Here is a 20,944-nt window from a genome sequence, read left to right on the forward strand (position 1 = left end):
CATTAAGTTATTTTCGACTGTTCGTTTATAACTTAAAATAATTTAAAATGAGAATTGTATTATTATCACTTTTTTTAGTTTTTACCATTGGAAAAGCTACATCACAAATTAATAATGAGCATTTGAAAGTTGGCGAACTTGCTCCAAAAATAGTGGGGATTGATCAGTTTAATACTGAAATTGATTCAGACGAAATTCTAAAAGAAAATAAAATTTTATTACTTTTTTATCGAGGAAATTGGTGTCCTTACTGTAAAAAACATTTAGCAAGCTTACAAGAGAATCTAGAAAAGCTTACTGAAAAGGGAATATATGTTATTGTAGTAACTCCTGAAAAGGTCGAAAAAACTAAGGAAACTACTACAAAATTCAATTCAACATTTTCTATTGTTCACGATATTAATAATAAAATAATGAATGATTATAAAGTTGCATTCGAAGTAAACGAAAATAATGTTACAAGTTATTTAGATTTCACTAAGAATAAAATTCAAGAATATAATGTGAAAGATAATAATGTGCTTCCTGTACCTGCAACTTATATAATTAACAGCGATAAAACGATAAGTTATGTACATTATAATCCTAATTATTGTGAGCGTTCTAATTTTACTGAGATATTGAATAATTTATAATTATGTAATCTTTGTTACTTATTGAGAATAAGTTAATAAAAAAGGTAATAAGTATGAATAAAATAACGAAAAACGTATTCATTGTTAATAAAATGTGAAATCGACAATAATGTATTGTGAGAATTGGATATATGAAGTACATTTGCAGTCGCAAAAAACTAATAAAATATTTTGGCATGAAAGTGAAAAAAGAAAAAGCACAAGAGAACAAAGGAAGAACAAACACGGTTGATTTTAAAACCTTGAAAAGTATAACTTGGAACAGTAAAAGAAGATTTGAAATATAAGAGTAGACAAAAAGATTATAATAATTATTTGAATTTAAAAGCGATAGGCATACCTATCGCTTTTTTATTTATAATAAATACAGGTAATATATTAAAAGGTATTTGACTTTTTGGTGTTTATTTTTCCTTGCCATTTTTGAATTTCTAATTAAGCATACAACTTATTTAGAAATCATTACTTCATTTTTTTTTACTATTTTAGTTAATTGAAATATTTAATAGAATAATAACTTAAATAAATTATGAAAAACACATTATATTTTCTTTTTACAATTTTACTGTTTTTATCTGGTTGTAAAATCAATGAAGAAAAATCAGTAGATAATAGCCAATTAAAAGCACCATCAGCTAAAATTTTACCAGAAAAATTAACTAATCATGGAGACACAAGAATAGATAATTATTTTTGGATGCGTTTAAGTGATGATCAAAAAAACTCTGAAATACCTGACAATCAAACAAATGACGTTCTAGGTTATTTAAATGATGAGAATGCTTATTTAAAAGAAGCTATGAAACATACAGAAGTGTTTCAGGAAAAATTATACAACGAGATTGTTGGAAGAATTAAAAAAGACGATCAATCAGTTCCAGTAAATGATAATGGATATTCTTATTATTCGAGGTTTGAGGAGGGCGCCGATTATGCGCTTTATTGTAGAAAAAAAATAGAAATTGATAAGGAAGAAGTTTTACTTAATGGACCTGAAATGGCAAAAGGTTTTTCATATTTTGGAGTTGGTGCGCGTTCAGTGAGCCCAGACAATAAGCTATTAGCATATGGTATAGATACCGTTTCTAGACGTAGATATTCAATATATTTCAAAAATTTAGCAACAGGAGAATTATTGCTAGATGTTCTTACTAATACAAGTGGTGAAGCAACTTGGGCAAACGATAATAAAACAGTTTTTTATACTAAAAAAGATCCTGTTACTTTAAGAACGGATAAAGTTTATAAACATGTTTTGGGTACAGACCAATCTAATGATGTATTAGTTTTTGAAGAAAAAGATGAAACTTTTGGCTGTGGTGTTATTAAATCAAAATCTAAAAAGTATATAATGACTGTAAGCTATCAGACTCTTTCTACGGAATATAGTTATATAGATGCTGACAATCCTAATGGTAATTGGACGATAGTTCAACCAAGAGAAAAAGATTTATTATATAATGTAGATCATTTTGGGGATAATTTTTACATACGAACAAATTTAAACGCAAAGAATTTTAAATTAATAAAAACACCAATTTCCAAAACTGCAAAAGAAAATTGGGTAGATGTTATTCCGCACAGAGAATCCGTTTTATTTGAAGGTTTTGATATTTTTAAAAATCATTTAGTACTTACAGAGCGAATTAATGGTTTAACGGCTATTCGAATTAAAAAATGGGAAGGAGATGAATATTATCTTAATTTTAGTGATCCTGCTTATTTAGCAAATCCAACTTCAAATTTAGATTATAATACATCTGTTTTACGATATAGCTATTCATCGTTAACAACGCCAAGTAGCACTTTTGAAATAAACATGGATACTAAAGATCAAGTATTACTTAAGCAACAAGAGGTAATTGATCCTAACTTTTTACCAGATAATTATACATCAGAGCGTTTATTTGCCACAGCAAATGATGGAACAAAAATTCCAGTTTCATTGGTATATAAAAAAGGAATTAATAAAAATGAGAATACTCCATTATTACTGTACTCGTATGGTTCCTACGGAAGTAGTTCCGAACCAACTTTTAGTTCAACTAGATTAAGTTTATTAGATAGAGGTTTTATTTATGCTATTGCTCATATTAGGGGAGGACAAGAAATGGGAAGGTATTGGTATGAAGACGGGAAATTATTAAAAAAGAAAAATACATTTACAGACTTTATAAATGTTGGTGAATTTTTAGTAAGCCAAGGATATACAAGTAGTGAACATATGTATGCTTATGGAGGTAGTGCTGGTGGATTATTAATGGGAGCAGTATTAAATATGAAACCAGAATTATGGAATGGTGTTGTAGCTGCCGTACCTTTTGTTGATGTTGTTTCTACAATGTTAGATGAAACAATTCCGTTAACTACTTTTGAATTTGATGAATGGGGAAATCCTAAGAATAAAGAATATTATGATTATATGAAATCATATTCTCCTTATGATAATGTTGAAGCTAAAGAGTATCCTAATATTTTAATTACAACTGGTTACTGGGATAGTCAAGTGCAATATTGGGAACCTGCAAAATGGACTGCAAAACTTCGGGAATTAAAAACAGATGATAATTTATTAATTATGGATTGTAATATGGAAACTGGACATGGAGGAGCTTCTGGACGTTTTGAAAGGTATAAACGAACCGCTTTAACATATGCGTTTATGTTTGATTTGGAAAAAATTACAGAATAACATTAAAAAATTATAATACAATTTTTAAAAAGTTTAATGAATAAAGAAAAGGGTTTTTAACCCTTTTTTTTATCTTAGAATAATTCTTCTATATCTATATCCAAACTGTTGATAAAAGAAACAGTTTTATTTATCTCTATACTCAAAACTTTATCATTTTCAATAAAAGGAACTTCATTTCTATAAAGTTTCAAAAACGATTCTAAAAATGGTGATGTTTTAACAGGCAATCTAAAATGTAGTGCTTGTGAAGCATTTAACAATTCAATTGCCAATATAGTTTCAATATTATCAACAATTAGTTTTGCTTTTGTTGCGGCATTAGCACCCATACTTACGTGATCTTCTTGCCCGTTACTTGATACTATTGAGTCAATGGAAGCAGGTGTTGCTAATTGTTTGTTTTGACTTACAATACTTGCGGCAGTATATTGAGGGATCATAAAACCACTATTTAATCCTGGATTTTTCACTAAGAAAGGAGGTAAATTACGAAGACCAGAAACTAGTTGAAACGTTCTTCTTTCAGAAATGCTTCCTAATTCAGCCATAGCAATACATAAAAAATCAAAGGCTAAAGCTAAAGGTTGCCCGTGAAAGTTTCCACCTGAAATTATTTCGTCATCTTCAATAAATATATTTGGATTATCTGTAACAGAGTTAATTTCAGTTAAAAAAGTTTTTTTACAATAATCTAAAGCATCTTTACTTGCCCCATGAACTTGTGGCATACATCTAAAAGAATAAGGGTCTTGTACATGCTCTTTATATTGTTCAATTATTTCGCTACCATCTAAAAAATCACTAATTCGTTTTGCCGTTTTTATTTGACCATTATGAGGTCTAATAAAATGAATTAGTTCATTAAATGGTGAAATTTTTCCATCAAAAGCTTCTAAAGATAATGCACCTATTAAGTCAGCTAAATATGAAAGTTTGAAAGATTTTAAAATTAAATGAACTCCAAAAGCACTCATAAACTGAGTTCCGTTTAATAACGCTAAACCTTCTTTTGATTTTAATTCAATTTTATCCCAATTAAATGTCTTCAAAAGTTCTTCTCCTGAAATTCGCTCATTATTATAATATACTTCACCTATTCCAATTAATGGAAGCGATAAATGTGCTAAAGGAGCCAAATCACCTGAAGCACCTAAAGAACCTTGGGAATAAATTACGGGAATAATATCATTATTGTAAAAATCTATCAGTCGTTCAACCGTTTTTAACTGAACACCAGAATGACCGTAACTTAATGACTGAATTTTTAGAATTAACATCAGTTTCACAATATCTTTTGAAACTTCGCTTCCAGTTCCACATGCGTGGCTCATCACTAAGTTTTCTTGTAGCAATTGTAAATTATCGCTGTTAATTTTTACATTACATAAGGAACCAAACCCTGTATTAATTCCATAAATAGGAGCAGAGTCTGATTTTATTTTTGTATCTAAATAGTTTCTGCAATTATTAATTTTTACTATAGCTTCTTCAGAAAGTTTAAGTTTCTTTTCAGTTAATACAATATCACTTAAAATTTCGAAATTTAATTGTTTTGAATCTATATAATGTATGTTGTTCATGTCTTGTTTTTAGTGATGTCAAAAGTCAATAATCCTATTGATATATGCAAATTATTTGTTAAAGTAATGTTATTTCTTTTGTGTAAGATAATAAATTTTATCTTTGACAAATTATTAACAAATTAAATGTTTTATATGAAATATATATGGTTTTTTGTTGCTGTTTTAATGGTGGTTTCTTGTAAAGAAGAAGCTCCTGTTGATTATGCAATTATATCAGGAAATATTACCAATCAAGTGGGTGAACTAACTATTAATAGTGCCGATAGATTAATTAAAAAAGTGATGAATGTTGCTGAAGATGGAAGTTTTACCGATACTCTTAGAGTTAAAACGGAGACCTACATACTTTTTGACGGAAAAAATAGAGCATCAGTTTATATTGATGCTGGAAATAACATAAATGTTAGTTACGATGCTAATGATTTTGAAAATAGTTTAATATTTTCGGGCGTTGGTTCTGAAATAAGTAATTATTTATTCTCCAAAGAGAAAAAAGAAAAGGAATTATCAGTTAATGGTACTGAAGTTTATGAACTTGAAGAAATAGATTATAAGGCTAATTTTAATAAAATTAAAACAGCCTTAACTGAAATGATTACTTCTTTTGAAGGAATTTCTGAGGAATTTAAAGTGAAAGAGAAACGAAATATTGACTATGCTTATTTAAACAAAATAAGTATTTATGAAAGATATCATTCTCATTATGCTGAAAAACCTGATTTTAAAACTTCAGAAGGTTTTTTAAATGAATTAGAAGGTTTAAGCTATGATAGTGAAGAAGATTTTTCGTTTTCACAAAGTTATAAGTCTATGGTTACTTCACATTTTAATGATGAAGCAGCAAAATTAGTTGAAACAGATTCTATTGCAGAAGATATTGCATTTTTAAAAGTTGTTGGTGCTATTCAGAATGATGTAATTAAAAATAATTTATTAGTTGATAATGCAAAATATTCTGTGACGTACACAAATGATTTAGAAGCTTATTATAGTGAATTTATGAAGGTTTCAACTAATGAAGACAATAATAAATTAATTACTGAAAGCTATAATAAATTGAAAACGGTTGCTAAAGGACAGCCATCACCACAATTTGATAATTATGAAAATTTTGCAGGTGGAACAACTTCTTTAAGTGATTTAAAAGGGAAATATGTATATGTAGATGTTTGGGCAACTTGGTGTGGACCTTGTAAAAGAGAAATACCTTTTCTTCAAAAAGTTGAAAAGCAATACCATGGTAAAAATATTGAGTTTGTAAGTCTTTCGGTTGATAAGCTTGATGACCATAATAAATGGCAAGAAATGGTAAAAGAAGAAGAATTAGGAGGCATTCAGTTGTTTGCAGATAAAAGTTGGGAGTCAGATTTTGTAACAGGATATTTGATAAAAGGTATTCCACGTTTTATTTTAATTGACCCAAATGGGAATATTGTAAATTCTAATGCTCCAAGACCATCTGAAAGTAAATTGATTGACTTATTTAATGAATTAAGTATTTAAAATAATAACTAATATAAATCAATGAAAAAAATAATTTGGATTTTTGTAATAGCTCTAATCGTATCTTGTAATAACGAGGTTAAAGATTATGTAACTTTAAATGGAACTATTAAAACTGCTGGAGTTGAAAAAATAACGGTACAGGGAAGAGGTTTTTCTAAAGATATTATAGTTGATGCCAATGGAGTATTCTCAGATACTTTAAAAATAACTGATGGTGTTCATGCAATTTCTAATGGGAACGATAGAATTACATTGTTTTTAAAAAATGGTTATGATTTAAATTTAGAGTTTAAAGGAGAAAAATTTTCAGATGGTATTTCTTTTACAGGAAATGGAGCTGAAACAAATAATTTTATGGAAAATAAACGCTCTTTTTACATGAGCGATTTCGCAAATCCTAAAACGTATTTTAAATTAGATAAAGAAGCTTATGAAGCTAAAATTAATGAAGCTAAATCTTTATTGAAAGGATATAAAGTCAAATTTGATAATTTAGATACACTAATTGTTAAAATGGACGAAAGAAACGATGATATGTTTTTTGGTTATATTGAATCTAATTATGAAAAAATGCATGAAAATGTTATGCGTTTTGCAAAAGGAAAACCTTCTCCAACATTTATTAACTATGAGAATAGTAAAGGAGGAACTACTTCATTGGTAGATTTAAAAGGAAAATATGTTTATATTGATGTTTGGGCAACTTGGTGTGCGCCTTGTAAAGCTGAAATACCACATTTAAAAGCATTAGAGAAGGAATTTGAAGGAAAGAATATTGAATTTGTAAGTATTTCAGTAGATAGACCAGAAGCTCATGAAACTTGGGTTCAAATGGTGAAGAACGAAAGTTTAGGCGGTGTTCAATTATTTGCGGATAATAATTTTGAATCAGAATTTATTTTAGAGTTTGGTATAAGTTCTATTCCAAGGTTTATTTTATTAGATCCTCAAGGAAATATTGTTGATTCTGATGCAGAAAGACCATCAAATCCGAAATTAAAAGAGTTATTTCTTGAATTAGGTATATAATAATTCAAAAATTTCAACAAAAAAAGCGCTGATTTATCAGCGTTTTTTTTGTTTAGTCATTATTTTCACGAACTCTTTTCTTCTTTTTCTTGAAGATCACCTTCTTGATTAAATAAATCTAATATAGCATTGGGTAAATATTCTAAAATAGTACTTGCAGTAAAAGTTTCATAACCAGTTTTTTGAATCGCAATATCAGCTGTTTTCCCATGTAAATAAACCCCAAATATGGCGGCGTGTTTTGGTTGATAACCTTGCGCTATAAGTCCTGTAATTAAACCAGTTAATACATCACCACTTCCGGCAGTTGCAAGGGCTGGATTCCCAGTAGAATTAAAATACATAGATTTACCATCAATAACAACGGTGTTTGCGCCTTTAATAACTAAAATAACTCGATAGTCTTTAGAAAATTTTGAAGCAATTTCTAGTTTTTCATAATCGTTTTTCCATGTGCCAATTAAACGTTCCAACTCTTTAGGATGTGGAGTTAGTATTGTATTTTCGGGTAAAAAGTCAAGCAATGATTTATTTTGAGCAAGTATATTAATAGCATCCGCATCAATAACTAATGGCAGTTTATTTTCTTTAATAAATTTATCAAATCCTATAGCAGTTTTTTCAGAAGTTCCCATTCCAGGTCCAATGCCAATTACAGTTGGGGTTGTTTTAAAATTATAATAAGTTAAAACTTGCTCATCATCAACTTCAACCATTGCTTCAGGTATTGAAATTTGTAAAATGTTATAACCGCATTTTGGCAGATAAGCAGTAACTAAACCATTACCAATTTTTAAAGCAGCCTTTGTTGTTAATGTAACGGCTCCAATTTTACCAAAACTTCCACCAATTAGTAATGAATGTCCATAGGTTCCTTTATGCGACCATTTATTACGTGGCTTGTATAAAGGGATGATGTCACTTTTTGATATATAATGTAATTTTGGATGTAAACTGTGTATATAATCTTCATCTAAACCAATATCAAGAACTTCCCAAGTGTTTATATATTCTTTGTTTTCAGGAAGTAGAAATGCTAATTTAGGAGTTTGAAAAGAAAGTGTATGTTCTGCTCTTAATACTGAATTTTTATCAGTGACAGTTTTATCTGCAAATAAACCAGAAGGAGTATCAATTGCAAGTGTAAATGCTTTTATATTATTGATATATTGAATTAATTTTTTTGTAAATCCTTCAGGTTTTCTTGTTAACCCATTTCCGAAAATAGCATCAATTATAATATCTTCAGCAGATATATCTGGGAAATCTTTTTCGCTATTAATTACTGTTGGCCATTTTCCTAATTCTTTTATTAGATCGTAATTAGTTAAAAATTCATCAGTTCTTTTATCGCTAAAATTAACAATATAACACTTTACATTATAACCTTTTTCAAATAAATGTCTTGCAATTACTAAACCATCTCCACCATTATTCCCAATACCACAAAACACATGAATTTGAATATTTACACCTTGTAAACGACTGTCTAGCCATTGAAAGCAAAGTGTGGCAGCACGCTCCATTAAATCTAAAGAAGAAATATTGTTGTTTAAAACAGTTGCCTTGTCGGCTTTTATTAGTTGTTTTGGAGATAGTATATACATACTAATAAAGTTAATAAAAAAAACCTCTCGAAGTTGAGAGGTTTTTTAATTTTTTATCCTTTAAAAACGCCCATGTTTGCGTATTTATTCATTCGTTGTTTTACCAATTCTTTAGAAGATAAATCTTTTAAGACTTTATAAGCACTAAGAATGGTTTTTTCAACTTCTTTAAAAGCAACTTCTCTATCATAGTGTGCCCCACCAAGAGGTTCTTTAATAATACCATCAATTAACTTTTGTTTTTTCATGTCTTCAGCAGTTAATTTTAAGGCATCAGCTGCTTTTTCCTTGTGTTCCCAACTTCTCCATAAAATAGAAGAACAAGATTCTGGTGAAATCACTGAATACCATGTATTTTCCATCATATATACTCTATCTCCAACTCCAATACCTAATGCACCACCTGATGCTCCTTCTCCAATTACTATAGTAATAATTGGTGTTTTTAAACGAGTCATTTCTAATATGTTACGAGCAATAGCTTCACCTTGTCCGCGTTCTTCAGCTTCTAAACCTGGATATGCACCTGGAGTATCTAATAAAGTTACTACTGGAATACCAAATTTTTCAGCCATTTTCATTAAGCGTAATGCTTTTCTATAACCTTCTGGATTAGACATTCCAAAATTTCTATATTGTCGAGTTTTAGTGTTGTAACCTTTTTGTTGACCAATAAACATAAATGACTGATCTCCAATTTTACCTAAACCACCAACCATTGCTTTATCGTCACCTACCGTTCTGTCTCCATGTAATTCCATAAAGGTATCACCTGTAAGTGCATTGATATGATCTAATGTATAAGGTCTGTTTGGATGACGAGAAAGTTGTACTCTTTGCCAAGCAGTTAAGTTTTTATAGATGTCTTTTTTTGTTTTAAGTAATTTAGCCTCAATGTTTTTACAACTTTCAGTCATGTCAACATCGCTTTCTTTACCAATTAATTCACATTTAGTAAGTTGCTCTTCTAATTCTTTAATAGGTAATTCAAAATCTAAATATTCCATATTTTTAAGTTTGGATGTAATTACAAATATAATAACTTATCAATTTTGAGAGTTATTATATTTACTTTTTTTATTTTTTAAAATTCCGTTAATTATAACAGTAATAACAATAACAAGTCCTCCAATATAGAATTGGGGGCTCATTTTTTCTTTATCACCAAAAAATAACACAGCTAAAATAATACCATAAACAGGTTCTAAATTTACTGTTAGCATAACGGTGTATGGTGTTAGGTATTTCATAATTTTTACTGAAACCACAAAAGCATAAGCGGTACAAATACTGCTTAATATTAGTAAGTAAATAATATCTGAATTTTTTAAAGAGAAATCTTGAATTGAAAAATCAGATATTGCAAAAACATAAACGGAGATAAATGCTACGCCAAAAAGTAACTGATAGAACGAGATTACATCAGCTTCAAATTCTCTAATGTATAAGCCATTTAATACCGTAAATAAAGCAGATAAAAATGAAGCTATTAAAGCATAAATGATACCTAATGTATATTGACTTTCAACATTAAAAATAATGTATAATCCAGCAATTACTATTAATCCAAATAATAATTCCAAAAAAATTAATCTTCTTTTAAAGAATAGAGGTTCTATAAGTGATGTAAATAATGCTCCTGTACTCATTGCAACTAAAGCAATTGAAACATTGGCAACCTTTATGGCTGAAAAAAACGCAACCCAATGTAAAGCTATAATAGTACCGCTAATTAAAAATTTTAACAATCCTCTAGGAGTAGTTTTGAGAGACTTTTTTTTAATTAAAAAATAAATAAAAAGAATTAGAACAGCAAAAAACATTCTGTACCAAACCAATGGAATTGCATCAACACTAATTAAGGCTCCTAAAATAGCTGTAAACCCCCAAATAAACACTAAAAAGTGAAGATGTATGTAGTTGTTTAGTTTAGTTTTTAGCATTTCTAAAGTATAAATAGATTGCTAATGCTCCAAAAATAATATTTGGAGACCACACCATTATAAATGAATTTGTATTCGCTCCAGCACCTAATACCTCAGCAATTTTTAAGAAAAACACATAAACAAACATGAGTGAAATACCTATTGCGAGATTAACTCCCATTCCGCCTCTTCGTTTTTTTGATGCAAGGGCAACAGCAATAAAAGTTAAAATATATGATGATATTGGTAAACTAGTTCTTTTATGAAATTCTACTAAATAAGTGTTTAAATTACTAACTCCCCGTTTTTTAGATTGTTGAATGAAATCATACAATTTAAAGGAAGTCATTTCTTTAGCCATATAGGCAACATTTACTAAATCTTTAGGTGTAAAAGTAAAAGTAGTATCTAGTTTTGAACCATATTCAATACTATCTTTATCCTTATAAATGTACCTTTTTCTATAGTTAGTTAATGTAAATGTACTATCACTTTCTTTCCATTTAATATTGTCAGAAAATAATTTATAAGTTAGTTTATTTCCCTCAAATTTTTCATAGGAGAAACTATATCCCGTATTTGTTTCAACTCTAAAGTTTTTTAAGAAAATATAATCATTAGGACCCAATTGTAAATTAACATTAGTTAAATAACTAGAGTCAAATTTTTTAGTGATTACATACGTTCTTATAAATTCTTCATATATTTTATTACTACGAGGTACAATAAAGTGATTCATAAGTAATGCAAATACTGTGATAATTGTAGCTCCTATAAAATATGGTTTGAGAAATCTAGTAAATGATATTTTTGCAGAGTGTATTGCAATAATCTCTGTATTACTCGATAATTTTGAAGTGAAAAATATAACAGCAATAAATAGCGCTAAAGGCAAAAAAGTATTTCCGAAAATGATGATAAAATTTACATAATAATCTTTAATAATTTCACCGACTGATAAGTCAGCATATCTTAAAAATTTATCAACTTTTTCAGATACATCAATTGCAATTGCAATTGGTAACAATAATGTTAATACTAAAGCAACAGAGCCTAAATATTTTTTTAAAATGTATTTATCAAGTATTCTCAATTGCTAACTTTTTTATTAAAGTCTTTTGTCTAATTGTTTAACCATACGGTTTTTCCATTCCGTAAAATCTCCTGCTAATATATGCTTTCTTGCTTCACGAGTCAACCATAAATAAAAACCTAAATTATGAATTGAAGCGATTTGTTTTCCGAGTAATTCATTAGCGGCAAATAAGTGACGTAAATATGCTTTTGAATAGATTGTATCTACAAAAGTTATTCCCATATCATCAATAGCAGAAAAATCATTTTCCCATTTTTTATTTTTAATATTAATGGTTCCGTGAGCTGTAAATAACATTCCATTACGCGCATTTCGTGTAGGCATTACACAGTCAAACATATCTACTCCTAACGCAATATTTTCTAAAATGTTGATTGGTGTACCAACTCCCATTAAATATCTTGGCTTATCTTCAGGAAGAATTGCTGTAACAATTTCAGTCATTTCATACATTTCTTCAGCAGGTTCTCCCACAGAAAGTCCTCCAATAGCATTTCCTTCGGCACCAACAGAAGCAATAAACTCAGCGGACTGTTTTCTTAAATCTTTGTAAGTACTTCCTTGAACTATAGGAAAAAAAGCTTGAGTATGATCATATTTTAATGGTGTTTTATCTAAATGAGTAATACAACGGTTTAACCAACGATGTGTCATATGCATAGAGCGTTTAGCATAGCTGTAATCACAAGGATACGGCGTACATTCATCAAAAGCCATAATAATATCAGCACCGATTGTACGTTGAATTTCCATCACGTTTTCAGGTGTAAATGTATGATAAGAACCATCAATATGGCTTTTAAATTTCACACCTTCTTCTTTTATTTTTCTTCTACTAGAAAGAGAATAAACTTGATAACCACCACTATCAGTTAAAATATTACGATCCCAATTCATAAATTTATGCAAACCACCAGCTTGCTCCAAAATTTGTGTTTGTGGGCGTAAGTATAAATGATACGTATTTCCTAAAATAATATCAGGATTTATTTCATCTTTTAATTCGGATTGGTGAACGCCTTTAACTGTACCAACAGTACCAACAGGCATAAAAATAGGTGTTTCAATTTCACCGTGATCAGTTGTAATTTTACCAGCTCTAGCCTTGCTTTGAGCGTCAGTTTTCTCTAATTTAAATTGCATAGTCGGCAAAGATAGTTATATAATTTCGAACGAGTAAAAAATTAAATGACAGATAGTATTAAATCTTGAAGTTAGACATGAAGCTTGGTTTTAGCTATTCCTTCTTCTTTTTGGTTGAAAATTTGGTTTTCTATTTTTTGGAGAAAATTCTTTCTTCGAAAAGGTCTTTTTTTGAATATCATTTGATGCTTCTTCGGTTTTAGAAGAAGTAGCAATCATTTCGTTAATTTGATTCATTTCTTCAGAAGTTAATTCTCTCCATTGACCAACTTCCAAATTACCAATAGTAACATTCATAATTCTTGTGCGTTTTAGTTTGGTTACATCATATTCTAAATATTCGCACATTCTTCTAATTTGCCTATTTAAACCTTGTGTTAATATAATTTTGAACGTATTTTTATTGAGTTGTTCAACGAAGCATTTTTTTGTTATAGTTCCTAATATAGGAATCCCTTGACTCATTTTCTGAATAAAATCAGTTGTAATTAGTTGATTTACAGTTACAATATATTCTTTTTCGTGATTATTTCCTGCTCTCAGAATTTTATTTACAATATCACCATCGTTTGTTAAAAAAATTAATCCTTCCGAAGGTTTATCTAATCTGCCAATTGGAAAAAGTCGTTCAGGGTGATTGATATAGGTAATAATATTTTTACGTTCTTTAGAATCTGTTGTACAAACAATTCCAATAGGCTTATTAAAAGCTATGTACAGCGTTTTAGGTTTTACTTGTAAAAGTTTACCGTTAATTTTAACAATATCACCATCCGTAACACGATTTCCTAATTGAGTAGGCTTTCCGTTAATTGTAACCTTTCCATCTACAATTAATTTTTCAGCTTCTCTGCGAGAACAAATGCCGGTACTGCTGATATATTTATTTAAATTAATTGAATTTTCGTTCGTATTTTCCACGTATAGAAATTTAAAGCGACAAAGTTACTAAATTATGTTTTGTATTTATTTCAAAGAAACACTAATTATGCTTATTCCGTGAGCGTCTTCTAATTGACTATTTGGAATATCAGGACCTATTGAAAATTGGATGCTTTCACTATTTTGGATATTAAAATTAGAATGAATGTTATGCTCCAAATAATACGGTAAAAAGCTTGGATAAGGTCTAGGGAGCGTAACTGTTTTTACAGGCTTTAAATCATTTAGTGAAATTTCGTATTCTTTTAGTTCAGTGCCAATTTCAATAACTTTTCCAAACGAAGATCCATCATTCATTACAAATGCTATAAGCAATTTACAAGGCTTATTATTTAAAGCGTTACCATAAAAGACAAGATTTTCTTTTGAAGTTACATCTGATTTTCGACCTTCAATTTTATCAATAATAAAATGCTTAAAGCTATAATCATAAATTGGTTTTGCATTTAAATTTTCATTGTCCTGCACAAATAATTTTTCAATATTTACTTGATATTCTGCTTCATTTTCATTTTTTGTTGGTAAAAGTTTAAATGTATTTCGCCATTCTTTAACTAATAAATCAGCATCTGTTTTTGCGTTAAAAAGATAGATTGGATTTGAATTAGGAACAACAGAAATTTCATAAGTACTTTTGTCATAAAAATCCCAATCATAAGGCTCGCCTTCAGAATTACCGGGAAATGTTATACATTTATCATCTTCTTTTACAATAATTTGATATTTTAAATAACCAGTTGTTATGATTTCAGATAGAACTTTTGCTGAATAATTATAACCATTTCTTTCCATGACTAGTATTTCTCTCTTGAAACCATTATATATCTGTAATTCAACTTTTGTAGGATTTTTTGGCGCCACAATTTGAGCTGTGATTTCCAATTCACTATTTTTTGAAATTTCTTTAATAGGAATATGTTTTAAATATGTTTTTGTAACGTTACTCTTTGGAGCAAAAAAATCATTTAATTTATTATCTTTCCATTCGTCATTTGATGACCAATTTTCAGGGACACCTTTTTTACTTATAATATAGGTTCCGGGCATTATTAAAAATGAAGTTTCATTTACAGTGGTTGAGTAATTATTATCAGCATTAATAGCTTCTACAGTATAGTTTGAACCTAAATCATTTAAATTAATTCTCATTTTCCATTCCTCCCAATTTACAACTCCAACAATTTTTTTAGGGCTATTGTGCCCAAACGGATTGTCTACCCAAATAGCATCGGGCATTACTTCTAAACGCCAAGTACCTTTACTTAACTTATCCAAAAAGTAAGCCCCTTTTCCTTCATAGTTAACTATTTCAGAATTTCCAAAACCTACTATTTGAGTTAATTTTTTTTCATTTATTGGTTTTGAAGAAGTGTTATTTGTATAAATAAACTTATCACTTGAATTATACTCAGCTAAGTCATTTTCATAATCAACCTTAAAATTATCAAAAGAAGTATTGTCGGGATATCTTCCGAAGTTTTTATACATTGGAATTTGATGAAATACTTCAGATGTAATCATCAAGCTCAATGCTTTTTGTGGTGTATAAACCAAATTCATATAATGCGTATTGTATTCGGTATTTACATTTGCATAATATGTCGGGTCATAGGCGAAGTGTGTAGCAATTTGAATACCAGCTTCTCTAAAGCTTCTAGCCATTGCCGGATAAATATATGATTTTCCAACATCGGCAGCATCAAATTCATATACTAATTTTGCTCCTTTGTGCTTTTTAATCGTTTCTTCAAAAGGAATATTATACTTATTCACATTAGGTAAAAGGTTTCCAGATAATTCTCTTTGATATCCTAAACCCGTTGGATACCACTGAAAGGTTCCACCTTGAATACCACCATTAAAATAAGCATCTGCAAAATGAACTGCGTGACTTATATTGTAAAAAATTGGTTTTTTAGTTCCTGTTTTACGTACTGAATTTGTCATTCCTTGCACAAATTTAGTAACACTTTCAGCATCACCTCTATGATGCGGCTCGTTGCTAATCTCAAAGGCAATAATATTTGGTTCGTCTTTGTAAGCAATTCCAGTATATGGATTCACATGATTTAATAATTGAAACAAATAATTTTGTTGCGCTTTTATTGCTTCAGGATTAGTAAGGCAATCATTTTTCCCATATTTATACGAAAATCCAAGCGTGTTTTCATCAGGTTCAGGCCAACCGTTTCCCCAAAAAGCAATAGGTGTAATAATAAAATTAATATTTTTTTCTTTTAATTTTTTTAATAGATAATCAAAAGCATCTAAGTGTTCATTTTCTATTAGATTTCCGAGGGTATCACTTATCTCTGTATCCCAAACATGAACACGATATAAATCAAATCCAAGCCGTGAGAAATGATACACATCATTGTCAATAGCTTCTTTTAGATTAATATTCAATTGTTTTGCTGTGCGAAAACCATGAGCAAAGGGAACCGTATAATTTACGCCAAAACCATGAACTTCTTCATTGTTTTCAGTCCATTTCATAATTCCATTAGTATCTACATAAATAGTAGCATCTGAGGATTGATTTTGAGCAAAAGAATAACTAAAACTTAAAAGAAAAGTAAGTAATACTATTATTGAATATCCTTTTAAATTTTGAATATAGTTATTTAGAAATAGAGAAGTTGAGTTCATTTTTATTGATTATTAATATATTAAATGAGTTCCTTTAGAAATTTAAACGAAATAAACGGAACATTCATTATTGAATTTTTAATGGTGTAATTTTGAAAATTCATTCACAATATTTACGGAATTTTTAGCAATTATATTTATTGCACAACTTCCAAAGCCTTTACCCTTCATTTTTGATCCAATTACATTACCACTTAAAATAACGCTATTAATGAAAGTATTGATTTCCATTTCTTTATTCGGAATAAGTTCATTTTCAATAGATAAAATAATTTATTGAAATCGTATGTTTTACTAAAAATAAACTCTATTGAGCAAATGTAAAAATATTTCTCAAGAAAAACGGGTGAGCACTAGTTTGTTTTTGTGTAAATGAAATGTACTTTAGCATTGATTTTTATGATATTACAAAATTTATAATAATGAAATATTTCACCATTTTAATACTATTATTTTTTATTTCTTGTTCATCTGGGGAAAACCTAGATGAAAAAAATGATGAAGAAGTAATAACCAATCAGCCTCCCAGTTTTTATTATGGTGCAGATTTATCCTATGTTAATGAAATGGAAGATTGTGGAGCCGTTTATAAAGATTTAAGCGGTATTTCAAAAGATCCATATAAAATATTTAAGGAAGCAGGCGCAAATTTGGTTAGAGTTCGACTTTGGAATAACCCATCTTGGACGAATTACTCAAATTATGAAGATGTAAAAAAAACAATTTCAAGAGCAAAAGCAGAAGGAATGAATGTTTTACTCGATTTTCATTATTCTGATACTTGGGCCGATCCATCAAAGCAAGAAATTCCTGCTGCTTGGGAAAGTGAATTAAATAATACAGTAACTTTAGGAGACTTGTTGTACAATTATACATACCAAATACTTAATGATTTAGCATATGCAAATTTATTACCAGATATTGTTCAGGTTGGAAACGAAATTAACCCAATGATTCTTCAACAAGGCGAACTTCAATGGCCAATAGACTGGAATAGAAATTCATATCTTATCAATAAAGGAATTAAAGCTGTAAGAGATATTTCAGCTGCAAAAAAGAAAGAAATAGAAGTAATGCTTCATATTGCACAACCTGAAAACGGTTTGTGGTGGTTTGAACAAGCAACTCAAAATGGCGTTACAGATTTTGATTGGATTGGGCTTTCCTATTATCCTATTTGGTCAGATTATACATTGGCAACTCTTTCAACCCCATTAACAACTTTAATTAACACATACAAAAAAAGGCTAATGATTGTTGAAACGGCCTATCCGTTCACTCTTGAAAATGCAGATTCAGCAAACAATATACTTGGAAGTGATGCTATAATTACTGGCTATCCCGCAACACAAATAGGACAATTAAATTATCTTAATAAATTGAAAAGTATTATTGAAATTTCAGGAGGAGAAGGTCTCATTTATTGGGAGCCTGCTTGGGTGTCAACAAATTGCAGTACGCTTTGGGAACAAGGTTCCCATTGGGACAATGCCACATTATTCGATTTTAATAACCAATCTACTTTAGGAATGAAATTTTACAATGCTTCCTTAAGTAATTAATTTTTACACAAATGAAATCACTTAAATTATTCTTGAATAGAACAGTGCTTATTTTTATGTTGTTTATTACAATTTCAGAAATTAAGGCACAAGAAAGAGATGTTTTTACACTTCAAAAAGATTGGAAATTTACTAAAGGAAACCCTGAAAATGCATCCCAAACAGATTTTGATGCTACTTCTTGGCAAGATGTTATAATTCCTCATGATTGGGCAATAACTGGTCCGTTTATTATTGATGGTGATGGAGATACAGGGAAACTTCCTTGGAAAGGTGAAGGTTGGTATAGAAAGCAACTAGAAATCCCCTCAAATTATATAAATAAAAGAATTTATCTGATTTTTGATGGTGTTATGGCTTTCCCAAAAGTATATGTAAATGGAAAATTAGCAGGTGAATGGGATTATGGATACAACTCATTTCAATTAGATATTACTGATTTTGTGAATTTTGGAGGTGAAAATATTTTAGCTGTTCACGCAGACACCAGAGAACATGAAAGTAGGTGGTACCCGGGAGGAGGTATTTATAGAAAAGTACAAATGTTAGTCGTTAATCCAATTCACGTTGCCGTATGGGGAACCTATATTACTACCCCAATTGTGAAACCTAATTATGCCGATGTTAGGATAAGTACATCCGTTCAAAATCAATCAAAAGACTTAGAAGCTATTAAAGTTGAACAAATTATATTAAATTCAAAAGGTGATGAAGTTGCAAGAGCATCAATTTTAGGGAATATTTCAGCAGGAATAACAAAAGATTTTGAGGTTACAGCACAAATAGCCAATCCAATACGTTGGGATGTAGAAAATCCGATACTTTATAAAGCGGTAACTACCATTTATAAAAATGATGAAATAATAGATACTTATTCAACATTATTTGGTGTTAGAACAATTCGTTTTACAGCGGATGATGGTTTTTATTTGAATGATAAAAGAATACAATTAAAAGGAGTAAATCTTCATAGTGATTTTGGGCCTTTAGGAGTTGCTTTTAATGAAAGAGCTATGGAACGCCAATTAGAAATTATGAAATCAATGGGTGCAAATGCTATTAGAAATAGTCATAATGTTACTGCACCAGAAGTATTAGATTTGTGTGATAAGATGGGGATTTTAGTTTTTAATGAGGCATTTGATAAATATGATGCTAAAATAGACATTACTTCAGAAACCAATTTTGAAGATTATGCACATAGAAATATTCGAAATTTTGTAGTTCGTGATCGAAATCATCCATCCATATTTATTTGGAGTGTTGGTAATGAAATTGGAGATGTTCAATGGAATTTAAATAACGGATTTAAGAAGTTGCACACTATGGTAAATTATGTGAACAAATATGATCCAACACGTCCAACTACATTGGCAAATGACAATTTGGAAAGTGCTAATTTACGTCATTTTGATTATTACGATGTGCATAGTTGGAACTATACAAGACGTTACCGTTTGGCAAGACAGCTTGAACCTAATAAATCTGTAATTATTAGTGAGTCAGCTTCTACACTCAGTACAAGAGGGTTTTACGAATTTCCATTGCCTTTAAAAAAGGATGACTTCACTAAATCTTTACAAGTTAGTTCGTATGATTTTAATGCACCTGATTGGGCTGAAATAGCTGATGATGATTTTATGTGGCAACAAGATGAAAACTATGTTGCAGGTGAATTTGTGTGGACTGGTTTTGATTATTTGGGAGAGCCAACACCTTATGGAAATAAAGCAGTTATAAAAATGGGAATGACAGATAAAGAAGCTTCACGAAGTTCTTATTTTGGAATTGTTGATTTGGTTGGTATTCCGAAAGACAGATATTATTTATATAAAAGTTATTGGAAACCAGAGGAAAATACAATTCATATTTTGCCTCATTGGAATTGGGAAGATAGAGAAGGTAAAAAAACTCCCGTATTTGTATATACAAATGGTGATTGCGCTGAACTTTTTATAAATGGAAAAACACAAGGAAAGCAATGTAAAAAACCTTCTTCTAAAATTTCAACAGAGCGATTTAGATTGATGTGGGATGATGTTGTTTATGAGCCAGGGGAAGTAAAAGTGATTGTTTATAAGGAAGGTAAGTTTATTGGTGAAAAAATAATAAAAACAACAGGAAAACCTTATAGAATAAAATTGACTCCGGACAGAACAATTATAAATACAACGAAGAAGAATCTTTCCTATATTCTTATAGAAGCATTTGATAAAGATGGAAATTTATGTCCTTTAGCAGATAATCAAATTGAAATAACAACTGAAGGAAACGGGTATATTGCAGGAGTTGGGAATGGAAACCCACAATCATTTAAGCCATTTAAGTCAAACTATGTAGACCTTTTCTATGGAAAAGCGATGCTTATTTTATCAGCTGGTTTCGAAAAAGGGAATACAAAGGTAATTGCTTCAACAAAAGGGTTACTAAAAGACTCTGTTGTAATTAAAATTGAATAAATTAATTTAAAAATAAAACCCAATAAATCATTTGATTTATTGGGTTTTTGCGGAGAATGAGGGATTCGAACCCCCGGAGGTGTGACCCTCAACAGTTTTCAAGACTGCCGCAT

Annotated in this window: 15 protein-coding genes; 6 read left to right on the forward strand and 9 right to left on the reverse strand. The window is 29.6% G+C overall.

The window, feature by feature from the left end:
- Positions 1-47: 47 nt before the first annotated feature.
- Both Q0352_RS10045 and Q0352_RS10050 read left to right on the forward strand, forming a co-directional pair.
- Positions 48-635 carry a peroxiredoxin-like family protein gene (locus tag Q0352_RS10045; protein ID WP_299527166.1) on the forward strand — a complete coding sequence of 196 codons (588 nt, stop codon included), beginning with the start codon at positions 48-50 and terminating at the stop codon, positions 633-635.
- A gap of 529 nt (positions 636-1,164) precedes the next feature.
- Entirely contained in the window at positions 1,165-3,327 is a 2,163-nt protein-coding gene (locus Q0352_RS10050) for a S9 family peptidase (RefSeq protein ID WP_299527167.1), read from the forward strand.
- A 74-nt stretch (positions 3,328-3,401) separates the two neighbouring features.
- Here the strand turns inward: Q0352_RS10050 and hutH are convergent, their stop codons facing one another.
- The gene (hutH, locus tag Q0352_RS10055) at positions 3,402-4,910 is read right to left on the reverse strand and encodes a histidine ammonia-lyase (RefSeq protein WP_299527168.1); all 1,509 of its coding nucleotides are present in this window, start codon (positions 4,908-4,910) and stop codon (positions 3,402-3,404) included.
- A 135-nt stretch (positions 4,911-5,045) separates the two neighbouring features.
- Between hutH and Q0352_RS10060 the strand changes: the two genes are divergently transcribed.
- Both Q0352_RS10060 and Q0352_RS10065 read left to right on the forward strand, forming a co-directional pair.
- Positions 5,046-6,416, forward strand: a complete 1,371-nt coding sequence (locus tag Q0352_RS10060; protein ID WP_299527169.1) for a TlpA disulfide reductase family protein — start codon at positions 5,046-5,048, stop codon at positions 6,414-6,416.
- 21 nt (positions 6,417-6,437) lie between these two features.
- On the forward strand, positions 6,438-7,448 hold the full coding sequence (locus tag Q0352_RS10065) for a TlpA disulfide reductase family protein (protein ID WP_299527170.1): 1,011 nt from the start codon (positions 6,438-6,440) through the stop codon (positions 7,446-7,448).
- Between the two features lie 65 nt (positions 7,449-7,513).
- Here Q0352_RS10065 and Q0352_RS10070 read toward each other — a convergent pair whose 3' ends face one another.
- From Q0352_RS10070 to Q0352_RS10105, 8 genes are all read right to left on the reverse strand, one after another.
- Positions 7,514-9,055: an NAD(P)H-hydrate dehydratase gene (locus Q0352_RS10070; protein WP_299527171.1), complete on the reverse strand. Its 1,542-nt coding sequence runs from the start codon at positions 9,053-9,055 to the stop codon at positions 7,514-7,516.
- 53 nt (positions 9,056-9,108) lie between these two features.
- Complete coding sequence (locus tag Q0352_RS10075; protein WP_299527172.1) at positions 9,109-10,062, reverse strand: acetyl-CoA carboxylase carboxyltransferase subunit alpha; 954 nt, start codon at positions 10,060-10,062, stop codon at positions 9,109-9,111.
- 39 nt (positions 10,063-10,101) lie between these two features.
- Complete coding sequence (locus Q0352_RS10080) at positions 10,102-10,998, reverse strand: DMT family transporter (RefSeq protein ID WP_299527173.1); 897 nt, start codon at positions 10,996-10,998, stop codon at positions 10,102-10,104.
- Positions 10,985-12,073, reverse strand: a complete 1,089-nt coding sequence (locus tag Q0352_RS10085; protein WP_299527174.1) for an LptF/LptG family permease — start codon at positions 12,071-12,073, stop codon at positions 10,985-10,987. The genes Q0352_RS10080 and Q0352_RS10085 overlap by 14 nt, the downstream gene beginning before the upstream one ends.
- Before the next feature lie 15 nt (positions 12,074-12,088).
- Positions 12,089-13,219 (reverse strand): tRNA guanosine(34) transglycosylase Tgt, encoded by a 1,131-nt coding sequence (tgt, locus tag Q0352_RS10090; RefSeq protein WP_299527175.1) that lies wholly within the window; start codon positions 13,217-13,219, stop codon positions 12,089-12,091.
- Positions 13,220-13,309: 90 nt separating this feature from the next.
- Positions 13,310-14,140, reverse strand: coding sequence for a 23S rRNA pseudouridine(2604) synthase RluF (rluF, locus tag Q0352_RS10095; protein WP_299527176.1), 831 nt, complete (start codon positions 14,138-14,140; stop codon positions 13,310-13,312).
- Between the two features lie 45 nt (positions 14,141-14,185).
- Positions 14,186-16,810, reverse strand: coding sequence for a hypothetical protein (locus Q0352_RS10100; RefSeq protein WP_299527177.1), 2,625 nt, complete (start codon positions 16,808-16,810; stop codon positions 14,186-14,188).
- A 78-nt stretch (positions 16,811-16,888) separates the two neighbouring features.
- Entirely contained in the window at positions 16,889-17,041 is a 153-nt protein-coding gene (locus Q0352_RS10105) for a hypothetical protein (RefSeq protein ID WP_299527178.1), read from the reverse strand.
- Between the two features lie 191 nt (positions 17,042-17,232).
- Between Q0352_RS10105 and Q0352_RS10110 the strand changes: the two genes are divergently transcribed.
- Both Q0352_RS10110 and Q0352_RS10115 read left to right on the forward strand, forming a co-directional pair.
- Positions 17,233-18,372: a glycosyl hydrolase 53 family protein gene (locus tag Q0352_RS10110; RefSeq protein ID WP_299527179.1), complete on the forward strand. Its 1,140-nt coding sequence runs from the start codon at positions 17,233-17,235 to the stop codon at positions 18,370-18,372.
- A gap of 11 nt (positions 18,373-18,383) precedes the next feature.
- The gene (locus Q0352_RS10115) at positions 18,384-20,831 is read left to right on the forward strand and encodes a glycoside hydrolase family 2 TIM barrel-domain containing protein (RefSeq protein ID WP_299527180.1); all 2,448 of its coding nucleotides are present in this window, start codon (positions 18,384-18,386) and stop codon (positions 20,829-20,831) included.
- Positions 20,832-20,944 lie beyond the last annotated feature (113 nt).

This window comes from uncultured Lutibacter sp. (assembly GCF_937891065.1).
GTDB lineage: Bacteria > Bacteroidota > Bacteroidia > Flavobacteriales > Flavobacteriaceae > Lutibacter.

What these genes read in the sequence shown, in the direction of transcription:
- hutH (WP_299527168.1), bottom strand. Translation starts at nt 4,910, where the DNA reads ATGAACAACATACATTATATAGATTCAAAACAATTAAATTTCGAAATT.
- Q0352_RS10115 (WP_299527180.1), top strand. Translation starts at nt 18,384, where the DNA reads ATGAAATCACTTAAATTATTCTTGAATAGAACAGTGCTTATTTTTATG.
- Q0352_RS10105 (WP_299527178.1), bottom strand. Translation starts at nt 17,041, where the DNA reads ATGGAAATCAATACTTTCATTAATAGCGTTATTTTAAGTGGTAATGTA.
- Q0352_RS10050 (WP_299527167.1), top strand. Translation starts at nt 1,165, where the DNA reads ATGAAAAACACATTATATTTTCTTTTTACAATTTTACTGTTTTTATCT.
- tgt (WP_299527175.1), bottom strand. Translation starts at nt 13,219, where the DNA reads ATGCAATTTAAATTAGAGAAAACTGACGCTCAAAGCAAGGCTAGAGCT.
- Q0352_RS10045 (WP_299527166.1), top strand. Translation starts at nt 48, where the DNA reads ATGAGAATTGTATTATTATCACTTTTTTTAGTTTTTACCATTGGAAAA.
- Q0352_RS10100 (WP_299527177.1), bottom strand. Translation starts at nt 16,810, where the DNA reads ATGAACTCAACTTCTCTATTTCTAAATAACTATATTCAAAATTTAAAA.
- Q0352_RS10060 (WP_299527169.1), top strand. Translation starts at nt 5,046, where the DNA reads ATGAAATATATATGGTTTTTTGTTGCTGTTTTAATGGTGGTTTCTTGT.
- Q0352_RS10065 (WP_299527170.1), top strand. Translation starts at nt 6,438, where the DNA reads ATGAAAAAAATAATTTGGATTTTTGTAATAGCTCTAATCGTATCTTGT.
- Q0352_RS10070 (WP_299527171.1), bottom strand. Translation starts at nt 9,055, where the DNA reads ATGTATATACTATCTCCAAAACAACTAATAAAAGCCGACAAGGCAACT.
- Q0352_RS10080 (WP_299527173.1), bottom strand. Translation starts at nt 10,998, where the DNA reads ATGCTAAAAACTAAACTAAACAACTACATACATCTTCACTTTTTAGTG.
- Q0352_RS10110 (WP_299527179.1), top strand. Translation starts at nt 17,233, where the DNA reads ATGAAATATTTCACCATTTTAATACTATTATTTTTTATTTCTTGTTCA.
- Q0352_RS10075 (WP_299527172.1), bottom strand. Translation starts at nt 10,062, where the DNA reads ATGGAATATTTAGATTTTGAATTACCTATTAAAGAATTAGAAGAGCAA.